The sequence below is a fragment of the Phytopseudomonas seleniipraecipitans genome (genome assembly GCF_900102335.1).
In the GTDB taxonomy this organism is placed as follows: Bacteria; Pseudomonadota; Gammaproteobacteria; order Pseudomonadales; family Pseudomonadaceae; genus Aquipseudomonas; species Aquipseudomonas seleniipraecipitans.
Window position 1 is genome coordinate 38,389 of the sequence record NZ_FNBM01000003.1, and the last position, 11,619, is coordinate 50,007.

The window sequence follows — 11,619 nt, forward strand, 5'->3', positions numbered from 1 at the left end:
AGACCCAATATGCCCACCATCGATCTGAACAGCGACCTGGGCGAAAGCTTTGGCCAGTGGCGCATGGGCGACGATGCCGCAATGCTCGACATCGTGACCAGCGCCAACGTCGCCTGCGGTTTTCACGCCGGCGACCCGGCCGGCATCCTGCGCACATTAAAAGCCGCCAAGGCCAAGGGCGTGACCATCGGTGCACATGTTGCCTACCCGGACCTGGTCGGCTTTGGCCGCCGCAACATGGACGTAGCCAGCGACGAGCTGACTGCCGACGTGATCTACCAGATCGGTGCGCTGCAGGCACTGGCCCACGCAGCCGGCACCCCGGTCCGTTACGTGAAGCCCCATGGCGCGCTGTACAACACCATCGCCCACGACAAGCGTCAGGCCTTGGCAGTAATCGAGGCGATTCGTGCCGTCGACCCAAATCTGGTGCTGGTCGCCCTGGCGGGTTCCAGCCTGATCGAGCTGGCCCGCAATGAAGGCCTGACCTGCATCGCCGAAGCCTTTGCCGACCGCGCTTACACGCCACAGGGCACTCTGGTATCACGCCGCGAAGCGGGCGCCGTGCTGCACGACGCCGAGCAGGTCGCCCAGCGCATGCTGCGCCTGGTGAAAAGCGGTACGGTTGAAGCCATCGACGGCAGCATCACGCGGATCGAGGCCGAGTCGATCTGCGTGCATGGCGACAGCCCTGGTGCCATTCAAATGGCCCGCGAAGTACGCCAGCTGCTGGAGCAGTCCGGCGTGTCCCTGCAAGCCTTTGCCGGAGCCTCCCAATGAATGCCCTCCAACGCGCCCAGCAGGCGGCGATTGCTGCTGCCCGAGAAGCCCGTGCCGAATACCGTAACGGCCGCGTCGCGCCGTCGGCCGGCGTCGCCCCCGGTATGACCCAGGCCAACCTGATCGCCCTGCCCCGCGACTGGGCCTATGACTTTCTGCTCTACGCCCAGCGCAACCCGAAAGCCTGCCCGGTGCTGGACGTCAGCGACGCCGGCAGCCCACACACGGTATTGGCCGAAGGTGCCGATTTGCGCACCGACATTCCGCTGTACCGCATCTGGCGTGACGGCAAACTCGCTGAGGAAGTCAGCGATGCGACCCAGGCCTGGGCCGAGCATCCGGACCTGGTGGCGTTTCTGATCGGCTGCAGCTTCACCTTCGAGACTGGCCTGCAGGAAGGCGGCATCGAAGTGCGCCACATCGCCGACGGTTGCAACGTGCCGATGTACCGCACCAACCGTGCCTGCCGACCAGCGGGTCGCCTGCATGGCGAAATGGTCGTGTCGATGCGGCCGATCCCGGCGGATCGGGTCGCCGAAGCGGCTGCTATTTCCGGGCGCTACCCCTCGGTGCACGGCGCCCCGGTGCATGTCGGCGAACCGCAACGCCTGGGCATCGCCGACCTGCAGCAACCGGACTTCGGCGACCCCGTGCGCATCGAGGCGGGTGAGATTCCGGTGTTCTGGGCCTGCGGCGTGACGCCCCAGGCAGCGGTCATGGCGTCCGGCGTGCCGTTCGCGATCACCCACTCGCCAGGTCATATGTTCATCACCGACGTGCCCGACAGCACGTACCACGTGTAGGAGCTCCCAGTGCGTTTTCTCCCCGTCAATCTGGATGCGCTGCTGGTGGAACTGGCCGATCTGGACGAAACCCTGGCGCTGTTCGACTCTCTGCAAGCCGAGCCCATTGCCGGCATCGAGGAAATCGTCCCCGCTGCACGAACCCTGTTGATCCAGTACCGGCCCAGCGCGGTTGATCGCCAGGTGCTGATCAACACCATCGCCCGCCGCGACCTGAGCACCCGCAGCACGCGGGAAAGTCGCCGCGTGGAGATTCCCGTGCATTACAACGGCGAGGATCTCGATGAGGTGGCCGGTTTGCTGGGCATCAGCCGTGAAGAAGTAATCAGACGCCATACCAGCGCAGACTACGAGGTCGCCTTCTGCGGCTTCGCGCCGGGCTTCGGCTATCTCAATGGCGGCGCGGGCTTTGAAGTGCCGCGTCGGCAAACCCCGCGCACGCGCATCCCGGCGGGTGCCGTGGCGCTGGCGGGCAACTTCAGCGGCGTATACCCCAAGGCCAGCCCCGGTGGCTGGCAGATCATCGGTGTTACGCCGCTGCAGATGTGGGACCTGCAGCGCGCCGAACCGGCCCTGCTACGCCCCGGCTTCAAAGTGCGCTTTCAGGATGCCGGGCCGCTGCCAGCTGGTGGTCTGCCTATGCACCCGCAGCCGACTGCCAGCGAAACCCCCACTGGCAACCACCTGGAAATTCTCACGCCAGGCCTGCAAAGCGTGCTGCAGGACCTCGGCCGCGCTGGCCACACCGACCAGGGCGTATCGATGTCCGGTGCGCTGGATCGTGGTGCGCTGCGTGCGGCCAATCGCGTGGTGGGCAATGCGTCGTCCAGTGCCTGCCTGGAGGTGGTGCTGGGTGGTCTGAGTTTCGTCTGCCATGGCCGCGCGATCGTCGCCGTCACCGGTGCGCAGACACCGGTCACCGTCACCACCGCCGGCGGCCTGCAATGGCAGCCCGGTAACTACCAGCCCATCGAGCTGGACGATGGCGACCAGGTCAGCCTCGGTGCGCCCAACGCCGGGCTGCGCAGCTACCTGGCGATTCGCGGCGGCTTCGCTGTCGCGCCCGTGTTGGGCAGCCTGGCCACCGACACCCTGGCCCAGGTCGGCCCGCCGGCCCTGGCAGCGGGCGACCGGCTGGGCTTCAACGCCAGCGCCGCCGGCCCCAGCGTGTCGGTGACTGAGGCGCCTGCCTTCTCGCCCCCAACGGCCGCCGACATCGTCACCCTCGACGTGGTGATGGGCCCGCGCAGCGACTGGTTCACCCAGGCCGCCATCGAACGCCTGAGCAGCCAGCTATGGCGCGTCACCCCGCAGTCCAACCGGGTCGGTATTCGCCTGGCCGGTGAGGTGCCACTGGAACGTCGCAACCATGATGAGCTGCCCAGCGAAGGCACCTCACTCGGCGCCATCCAGGTGCCGGCCAGCGGCCAGCCGGTGCTGTTTCTCGCCGACCATCCGCTGACCGGCGGCTACCCGGTGATCGCCGCCGTGGCCAGCCATCACCTGGACCTGGCCGGGCAGATACCGATCAATGCGCAGATCCGCTTCAACCCGATCGATGCGTTTGCCGACCTGCAGGCCGACGCCCTCCTTTCCACTGCCGACGCGAAAGAGATCCCATGAAAAAAGTACTGATCGCCAACCGTGGTGAAATCGCCGTGCGCATCGCTCGCGCCTGCCGCGACCATGGCGTGGCCTCGGTGGCCGTGTATGCCAATGCCGACATCGACGCCCTGCACGTGCGCCAGGCCGACGAAGCCTATGCCCTGGACGGTGAGCGCCCCGCCGACACATACCTCGACATTGGCAAACTGCTGGCCATCGCCAAGCGCGCCGGCGCCGATGCTGTCCATCCTGGCTACGGCTTCCTCTCCGAGCGTGCCGACTTCGCCCGCGCCGTGCAGGCCGCCGGCCTGATCTGGATCGGCCCCAACCCGGAAACCATCGATGTGCTCGGCGACAAGGTTGAGGCGCGCAAGCTCGCCCAGCAGGTCGGCGCGCCCCTGGTCGCCGGCACGCCCGGGCCGGTGGAAAGCGCAGCCGAGGTATTGGCCTTCGCCGAGCAGCACGGCCTGCCCATCGCCATCAAGGCCGCGTTCGGCGGTGGCGGGCGTGGCATGAAGGTCGTCTGGCGGATGGACGAAGTCGCCGAGCTGTTCGCCTCGGCGGTACGTGAAGCGGAGGCGGCGTTCGGTCGCGGTGAGTGCTTCGTCGAACAGTTCCTCGACCGCCCACGGCACATCGAAGCGCAGGTGATCGCCGACACCCACGGTACCGTGGTAGTGGTCGGTACACGCGACTGCTCGCTGCAGCGGCGCAATCAGAAGCTGGTGGAAGAAGCGCCAGCGCCGTTCATCAGTGACGAGCAGCGCCAGCGCATCCACCAGTCGGCCCACGACATTTGCGCCAAGGCCGGTTACATCGGCGCCGGCACCGTGGAGTTCCTGCTCAGCGCCGACGGCACCCTGTCGTTCCTGGAAGTGAACACCCGCCTGCAGGTCGAACACCCGGTGACCGAAGAAACCGCCGGCGTCGACCTGGTGATCGAACAGCTGCGCATTGCCGATGGCTTGCCGCTGTCGTTCAGCGAGACGCCAACGCCGCGTGGCCACAGCTTCGAGTTCCGCATCAACGCTGAAGATGCCGGCAAGGGCTTTCTGCCCACGCCGGGAAAAATCGACGCGTTCCGCCCACCGTCCGGTCCTGGCGTACGCCTGGACAGCGGCGTGGAAAGCGGCTCGACAGTGCCCGGCACCTTCGATTCGATGATGGCCAAGCTGATCGTCACCGGTGCCACCCGCGAGCAGGCCATCGTCCGCGCCCGTCGCGCATTGGCCGAGTTCCAGATCGAAGGCATTGCCTCGGTGCTGCCGTTCCACCAGGCGGTGATGGATCACGATGATTTCACCGGCCCCGAGCGCTTTGCCGTGCATACGCGCTGGATCGAGACCGACTTCGCCGAGCAGATCACCCTCGCGCCGCGCAGCCTTCCGGAGGCGGGTGAGACGGTGCTGCGCACCTTTATCGAAATCGACGGCAAGCGTCATGAGCTGGGCCTGCCCAGCGCCCTGCTGCAAGGCCTGGCGCCGTTGGCCGGCGGATCGCAAGCGGCTCCCCAGCCAACAGCACCTGCAGTGGAAAAAGGCCTAGTGACAGCACCGATTTCCGGCAACCTGCATGCCTGGCTGGTCGAAGACGGCGCGAAGGTCAGCGCCGGCGAGGTAATCGCCGTGATGGAAGCCATGAAGATGGAAACACAGATCACCGCACCCGCCAGCGGCAAGCTGGCCATCCGCGAACAGGCCGGCGCGTACCTGGATGCAGGCGCAGCGCTGGCCAAGCTGGAGGGCTGAGGCCGACGCTGCGGATCGGGTGACTAGCCGTAGGGTGGATCGGGGCGCGTAGCCGACGCTCTTTTCATCCACCGCCTTGCACCTCATGGTGGACGGATAAAGCGACGTCCACCCTACGGCCTGGGGTGAAGCGCCGCAATACCCGGGAAGCCAAACGCAAAGGGGCAGCCTAAGCTGCCCCTTTTTACATCTGCCCGGATCAGTGCGAACCCTGCTCCGCCAGCGCCACGGCGCGGAACATAGCGCGGCGCTTGTTAAGGGTCTCTTCCCACTCCAGCGCAGGAACCGAGTCGGCGACGATGCCGGCACCAGCCTGCACATGCAGTTCGCCGTCCTTGATCACCGCAGTGCGGATGGCGATGGCGGTGTCCATGTTGCCGTTCCAGGCGTAGTAACCGACCGCGCCGCCGTACACGCCGCGCTTGACCGGCTCGAGCTCGTCGATGATCTCCATCGCCCGGATCTTCGGTGCACCCGAGAGCGTGCCGGCCGGCAGGATGGCGCGCAGAGCGTCCATTGAGGTGAGGCCCTTCTTCAGCTCGCCGGTGACGTTGGAGACGATGTGCATCACGTTGGAATAACGCTCGATGACCATCTTCTCGGTCAATTTCACCGAGCCGATTTCCGAGACGCGGCCGGTGTCGTTGCGGCCCAGGTCGATCAGCATCAGGTGCTCGGCGACTTCCTTGGCATCGGAAAGCAGGTCTTCTTCCAGCGCCAGATCGGCCTCTTCGGTGGCGCCGCGCGGCCGGGTGCCGGCGATGGGCCGCACGGTGACCAGGTTGTCTTCAACGCGCACCAGCACTTCCGGCGAGCTGCCCACCACGTGGAAATCACCGAAGTTGAAGAAATACATGTACGGCGTCGGGTTGATGCAGCGCAGCGCGCGGTACAGGTCGATCGGCGCGGCCTTGAAGGGGATCGACATGCGCTGGGAAATCACCACCTGCATGCAATCGCCGGCGAGGATGTAATCCTTGATGGCATTGACCGAGCGCTCGTAGTCCTCGCGGCTGAAGCTGGAGCGGAACGCCGGCTCTGCGCCTGCGGCCTTGTTCAGGTCCACGCCCAGGCGCGGGGTGAACGGCTGGCGCAGCTTGTGAAGGATGTCCTGCAATTGCGCCTGGCCGCGTTCGAACGCCTCCGGCTCGGCCGGGTCGACGAGCACGATGGCGTGCATCTTGCCGGCCAGGTTGTCGAACACCACCACGGCATCGGACACGTTGAGCAGGATATCGGGGGTGCCCAGCGCATCCGGGTTGACCCCGGCGGCCAGCTTGGGCTCCACGTAACGAACACTGTCATAGGCGAAGTAACCGACCAGCCCGCCGTTGAAGCGCGGCAGCCCGGCTATCGTCGGCACCCGGTAACGGGCCTTGAAGGCCTCGACGAAGTCCAGCGGATCGGTGCAGTGGTGGCGCTCGACCTCGACGCCGTCGGTGCTGATCACCACATCATGGCCGTGCACACGCAGCACGGTGCGCGCTGGCAGGCCGATGATCGAGTAACGGCCCCACTTCTCGCCGCCCTGTACCGATTCGAGCAGGTAGGAATTGGGCGCGTCGGCCAGTTTCAGGTAGATCGACAGCGGCGTGTCGAAGTCCGCGATGGTTTCGCAGGCGAGCGGAATGCGGTTGTAGCCTTCAGCGGCTAAACGCAGGAATTCTTCATGGGTCATGATCAGCCTCGTGGCTTGGAAAATCGGTCAGTGCGAAACGAGCCGCCAGGTGCGGCAGAAGAATGTCAGGTGCGCCAACGCCAACGGGCCAGGGCCTTGATGACCTTCATCCAGAGTTTGCAGGTGACCGCCACGGGAGCATCTCGAAGAGGGGAAATAACGAGCGGCCAAGGTAGCTTAGCCGCTCGTTTCAGGCAACCACATGGCGCAAGCGCCCGCTCAGTTTTCAAGCCCGCTCTTACAGCAGTTCAGCAAGGCTATCGACAACACGATCCGGCTCTTCCTCGGCCACCGGGCGGCCGTGGTTATAGCCGTAGCTCACTGCCACGCAGGGCACGCCGGCCGCGCGAGCGGCCAGCACGTCACTGCGCGAATCGCCGACGAACAGCGACTGCAAGTTGCTGACGCCAGCCAGGTGCATCACCTGCAGCAAGGCGGCCGGGTCTGGCTTTTGCTGTGGCAGGGTGTCGCCACCGATGATCCAGCGGAAATACCCGCCTAGGCCAACCTGCTCGAGCAGCGGCGCGACGAAACGCTCCGGCTTGTTGGTGACCACGGCCAGCTCGACGGCGGCGGTGCTCAGCGCTTCCAGCAATTCGTGCACACCGGGATACAGCGTGATCAGCTCATGGCAATCGGCGTAGATGTCGAGAAAACGCGCCAGGGCGACCTCCGTCTCGGCATCACTGACCGCGCCATGCTCGATGCCGCCAGCCAGCGCCCTGCGTACCAGCACCCGCGCGCCGTTACCGACCCAGCGGCGCACCTGTTCGACGCCAGCCGGCTCACGCCCCAACTCGGCCAGCATGCGGTCGACGGCGGTGGCCAGATCCGGCACCGAATCGACCAGCGTACCGTCCAGGTCGAACATCACCAGCCGCGGCAGCTCACCGGCGCACAGCGCGCGCAGCGGTTTCATCCACGCACCTGGGCCAGCTCGGCACGCATGGCGTCGATCACGGTTTTGTAGTCCGGCTGATTGAAGATCGCCGAGCCGGCGACGAAGGTATCGGCGCCAGCTTCGGCGATCGCGCGGATGTTCTTGGCACTCACCCCACCGTCGATCTCCAGGCGGATATCACGGCCGCTGGCATCAATCAGCGCGCGGGCTTCGCGCAGCTTGTCGAGGGTACCGGGGATGAACGCCTGGCCACCGAAACCGGGGTTGACGCTCATCAGCAGGATCATGTCGACCTTGTCCATCACGTACTTCAGCGACTCCAGCGAAGTCGCCGGGTTGAACACCAGGCCGCACTTGGCGCCGCCATCCTTGATCAACTGCAGGGAACGGTCGATGTGCAGGGTGGCTTCGGGATGGAAGGTGATGTAGCTGGCGCCAGCTTCGAGGAAGTCGCCGATGATGCGGTCCACCGGGCTGACCATCAGGTGCACGTCGATGGGCGCGGTCACGCCGTGCTTGCGCAGCGCCGTGCAGACCATCGGGCCGATGGTCAGGTTGGGCACGTAATGGTTGTCCATCACATCGAAGTGAACGATATCGGCGCCAGCGGCGAGCACGTTATCCACTTCCTCACCCAGGCGGGCGAAGTTGGCGGAAAGGATCGACGGGGCGATGGCGAAGGGTTGCATGGCGCACCTCTTGGGGGGCATGGATCACGGTGGCGCGCATTGTACCGACTGGCACGCCGTTGATCGACAGGCACTCGGCTCGAGCCTGCACCGCTCGTAGCCTGTGGTTGAGCGAAGCGATACCCAGGAGCGCATTCCCGGGTGTCGCTGCGCTCTACCCGGCTACATGCTGGCAAGCCAGATCCTACGGGGCGCGATCCGAGTCGTAGGGTGGACGACGCGTTACCCGTCCACCGCGCACCACCCACGAGGGTGGATGAAAAGAGCGTCAGCTACGCGCCCCGATCCACCCTACCTGCTAGCGCAGCCGTGATTGGCGTTCTTCGACGGGGCGCGCCATGCAACGATGGCCTCTACAAGAACCTATGCCCGTAGCCTGTGGTTGAGCGAAGCGATACCCAGGGCGCTCCCGGATTGTCAGCGCGCTCGATCCAAGCTGGCTTTTCTATCAACGCCTCGAAAGAGCCGCTCAAATACCCAGGCAGAGGTACTTGATCTCCAGGTACTCATCGAGGCCGTACCTGGAGCCCTCGCGGCCCAGCCCGGAGGCCTTCATGCCGCCGAACGGCGCCACTTCGTTGGAGATCAGGCCGGTATTGATACCGACCATGCCGTACTCCAGCGCCTCGGCTACCCGGAAGGTACGGCCCAGATCACGGGTGTAGAAGTAACAGGCCAGACCGAACTCGGTGTCGTTAGCCTGGCGTATCACGTCGGCTTCGTCACTGAAGCGGAACAGCGGCGCCAGCGGGCCGAAGGTTTCCTCGCGGGCCACGCACATCTCGGTGGTCACACCGGTCAGCACGGTCGGCTCGAAGAAGTTGCCGCCCAGCGCATGGGCCTTGCCGCCCTGCAGTACTTTTGCGCCTTTGCTCAACGCGTCGGCCAGGTGCGCCTGCACCTTGGCCACCGCATTGCCATCGATCAGCGGACCGGTGGTTACGCCCGCCTCGTCACCGTGCCCCACCTTCAACGTGGCCACCGCCGCGGCCAGCTTCTCAGCGAAGGCGTCGTACACCGCGTCGTGCACGTAAAGCCGGTTGGCGCATACACAGGTTTGCCCGGCATTGCGGTACTTGGACACCATGGCGCCTTCCACGGCCGCATCCAGGTCGGCATCTTCGAAGACGATGAACGGCGCGTTGCCGCCCAACTCCAGGGACAGCTTCTTCAGGGTGGGCGCGCACTGCTCCATCAATTTGATGCCGACACCCGTAGAGCCGGTGAACGACAGCTTGCGCACGGTGGGGTTGGCACACAGCTCAAAGCCTACCTCTCGGGAGCGCTCGGTGTCGGCTGGCAACACACTGAACAGCCCTGCCGGAATGCCGGCACGCTCGGCCAGCACAGCCAACGCCAAGGCGCTGAAAGGCGTTTGCGGCGCAGGCTTGAGCACCATCGCGCAACCGGCAGCCAGGGCCGGCGCCACCTTGCGGGTAATCATCGCGGCCGGAAAATTCCAGGGCGTGATCGCCGCCGTCACACCGACCGGTTCCTTGGTCACGATCAGGCGTTTATCTGCCTGATGGCCGGGAATGGTGTCACCGTAGACGCGCTTGGCCTCCTCGGCGAACCACTCGATGAACGAGGCGGCGTAGAGCACTTCGCCCCGCGCTTCGGTCAGTGGCTTGCCCTGCTCGGCGGTCATGATCTGCGCCAGGTCTTCCTGATTGGCGAGCATCAGCTCGTACCAGTTGCGCAGGCGCGCAGCGCGTTCCTTGGCCGTCAGTGCCCGCCACGCCGGCTGGGCAACGCGGGCGGCCTCGATGGCGGCGCGGGTCTGCTCGGCGCCCAGGTTCGGCACGCGGCCGAGGGAATCACCAGTGGCCGGGTTGAAGATTTCCGTGGTCGCGCCGTCGACGGCGTCGCACCACTGGCCGTTCATGTACGCCTGATGGCGCAGCAGATCCGGATCGTTGAGATGCATAGTCACTCCTGTAGCCGGGGCGCTCGGCTCCCGGCGCTGGTCTCTAGTCTTTAGCAGCCGGCTCGGTCGGCAGGTCTTTACTGAAGGTCTGGTCGTTCTCGCCGCGGAAGAAGCGGGTGCCGTAGATCAACAGGCACAGACCAAGACCGATGGCGAACGCCCAGCCGGCGCCCTTGATCGCCAGCACGGCGCCGATCACCCCGGCGATGCCCAGATCACGCTGGCTGCGTGCTTCCATGATGCCCAGGCGCACGCTCACGTAGCCCTGGATCAGCAGGGTAAGTGCCAGGGCCACGCCAAGAATGGGCTGCACAAAGGTCACCACCGGCAATAGCAGCAGGCCGGTATTGGTGCCCCAGCGGAACGAGCCGACGCCGCCGTAGATGGACTTCATCGCCTTCGGGCCACCCTTGAAACGTTCGGTAATCACCACCTGCATGGCCGACCATTGCGGCCCGCACATGGCGACATCGGGGCCGAAGAAACTCATGAAGGCATTGCGCCCGCCAAATATCAGGTGGGAGCGATTGGGGTCGAAATCGACTTTCTCGTCGCGGCGAACGTCATCCGCCTCGGAGAGAATGGCCTTGGCGCCCAACACATCACCGAATACCACTAGGTAGGCTGCAAATACCGTGGGAATGGCCGTTACGAACATCATCAACGGCGGCATACCCAGGCCGAATACCGTGTACTCGTTCCACAGGGTGACGAAATCCGGCCGGCTGAAGCCCCACTCGATGCTTGGCCAGGCCGCTTCACCGAAAAGGGGAGCGACGATCACCGCCAGCAGAATGATCGGAAAGATGCCCAGCTTGGCGAAGTTCCACCAGAAGCGGTTGCGCTTCTTCAGCTCCTGGAAGTGGATGGAGAACACCAGGTAGAACGCAATGCCAATGGCAATCGAGATGGTCCAGGGGAAGCTATCGAAACGACCGCCTTCCTTGAACACGGTGACCACCGCGCTGAGCCCGGCCCCCATGATGATCCCGGCCTTGAGTGCTGACGGCACCAGCGACACCACCTTGCGCGCCATGCCGGTCATGCCCAGGCCGATGGAAAATACTCCCAGCATCAACTGGAAGGCGATTAGCGCATGCACCCGCTCCGGGCCCTCCGGAAACTGGCTGCAGTAGGCCATCAACAGGGGAATCGCCGGGGTAATCCACCCCGGCACCACCGGATCGCCCAGCAGATGGTGAGTGAGGTACAGCAGGCCATTGAGCATGACCACCGCCAGCGCCACCTCGAACGGCATGCCAAGAAATTCGGTCATCAACGGGATGGCCGCCAGGTCCACTGCACACATGAGCAAGCCCTGCATGTAGTCGGAAATCTCGAAACGGTAGTGAATGAACGGCAGGCGAAGTTTGAACGGGCCAAGTGCGGTGTACGGCGCTTCCGGGCCTTGTTGTTGGAGTTCGGACATGTGGATTACCTGGAGTTATTAGTATTGGTCGTAAACCAGCGCGCCCCGGCGGATCACCG

At 65.0% G+C, this 11,619-nt stretch carries 9 protein-coding genes; 4 read left to right on the forward strand and 5 right to left on the reverse strand.

All coding sequences use genetic code 11. The annotated features are described in order from the left end of the window. Positions 1-9: 9 nt before the first annotated feature. The 4 genes from BLS60_RS07885 to BLS60_RS07900 are packed head-to-tail and all read left to right on the forward strand — an operon-like array spanning position 10 to position 4,936. Complete coding sequence (locus tag BLS60_RS07885; protein WP_092366663.1) at positions 10-780, forward strand: LamB/YcsF family protein; 771 nt, start codon at positions 10-12, stop codon at positions 778-780. After that, complete coding sequence (locus BLS60_RS07890; RefSeq protein ID WP_092366666.1) at positions 777-1,583, forward strand: putative hydro-lyase; 807 nt, start codon at positions 777-779, stop codon at positions 1,581-1,583. The genes BLS60_RS07885 and BLS60_RS07890 overlap by 4 nt, the downstream gene beginning before the upstream one ends. A 9-nt stretch (positions 1,584-1,592) precedes the next feature. Continuing rightward, the gene (locus BLS60_RS07895; RefSeq protein WP_092366669.1) at positions 1,593-3,206 is read left to right on the forward strand and encodes a 5-oxoprolinase subunit B/C family protein; all 1,614 of its coding nucleotides are present in this window, start codon (positions 1,593-1,595) and stop codon (positions 3,204-3,206) included. Further along, the gene (locus tag BLS60_RS07900; protein ID WP_092366672.1) at positions 3,203-4,936 is read left to right on the forward strand and encodes an acetyl/propionyl/methylcrotonyl-CoA carboxylase subunit alpha; all 1,734 of its coding nucleotides are present in this window, start codon (positions 3,203-3,205) and stop codon (positions 4,934-4,936) included. Before BLS60_RS07895 ends, BLS60_RS07900 begins: the two co-directional genes overlap by 4 nt. Before the next feature lie 199 nt (positions 4,937-5,135). Here the strand turns inward: BLS60_RS07900 and trpE are convergent, their stop codons facing one another. The 5 genes from trpE to BLS60_RS07925 all read right to left on the reverse strand — a co-directional run bounded on the left by trpE (position 5,136) and on the right by BLS60_RS07925 (position 11,560). Next, positions 5,136-6,614, reverse strand: a complete 1,479-nt coding sequence (gene trpE / locus BLS60_RS07905; RefSeq protein ID WP_092366675.1) for an anthranilate synthase component I — start codon at positions 6,612-6,614, stop codon at positions 5,136-5,138. A 238-nt stretch (positions 6,615-6,852) separates the two neighbouring features. Beyond that, on the reverse strand, positions 6,853-7,533 hold the full coding sequence (locus BLS60_RS07910; RefSeq protein WP_092366678.1) for a phosphoglycolate phosphatase: 681 nt from the start codon (positions 7,531-7,533) through the stop codon (positions 6,853-6,855). Beyond that, positions 7,530-8,204: a ribulose-phosphate 3-epimerase gene (rpe, locus tag BLS60_RS07915; protein WP_092366681.1), complete on the reverse strand. Its 675-nt coding sequence runs from the start codon at positions 8,202-8,204 to the stop codon at positions 7,530-7,532. Before rpe ends, BLS60_RS07910 begins: the two co-directional genes overlap by 4 nt. 469 nt (positions 8,205-8,673) lie before the next feature. After that, a complete protein-coding gene (gene gabD, locus BLS60_RS07920; protein ID WP_208597288.1) occupies positions 8,674-10,131 on the reverse strand; it encodes an NADP-dependent succinate-semialdehyde dehydrogenase in 1,458 nt (485 codons plus the stop codon). Positions 10,132-10,174: 43 nt separating this feature from the next. Beyond that, entirely contained in the window at positions 10,175-11,560 is a 1,386-nt protein-coding gene (locus BLS60_RS07925; protein WP_092366687.1) for a hypothetical protein, read from the reverse strand. Positions 11,561-11,619 lie beyond the last annotated feature (59 nt).

Bases quoted from the DNA above. Each gene is read 5' to 3' on its own strand.
- BLS60_RS07890 (WP_092366666.1), top strand. From the start codon at position 777: ATGAATGCCCTCCAACGCGCCCAGCAGGCGGCGATTGCTGCTGCCCGA.
- BLS60_RS07900 (WP_092366672.1), top strand. From the start codon at position 3,203: ATGAAAAAAGTACTGATCGCCAACCGTGGTGAAATCGCCGTGCGCATC.
- BLS60_RS07925 (WP_092366687.1), bottom strand. From the start codon at position 11,560: ATGTCCGAACTCCAACAACAAGGCCCGGAAGCGCCGTACACCGCACTT.
- gabD (WP_208597288.1), bottom strand. From the start codon at position 10,131: ATGCATCTCAACGATCCGGATCTGCTGCGCCATCAGGCGTACATGAAC.
- trpE (WP_092366675.1), bottom strand. From the start codon at position 6,614: ATGACCCATGAAGAATTCCTGCGTTTAGCCGCTGAAGGCTACAACCGC.
- BLS60_RS07885 (WP_092366663.1), top strand. From the start codon at position 10: ATGCCCACCATCGATCTGAACAGCGACCTGGGCGAAAGCTTTGGCCAG.
- rpe (WP_092366681.1), bottom strand. From the start codon at position 8,204: ATGCAACCCTTCGCCATCGCCCCGTCGATCCTTTCCGCCAACTTCGCC.
- BLS60_RS07910 (WP_092366678.1), bottom strand. From the start codon at position 7,533: ATGAAACCGCTGCGCGCGCTGTGCGCCGGTGAGCTGCCGCGGCTGGTG.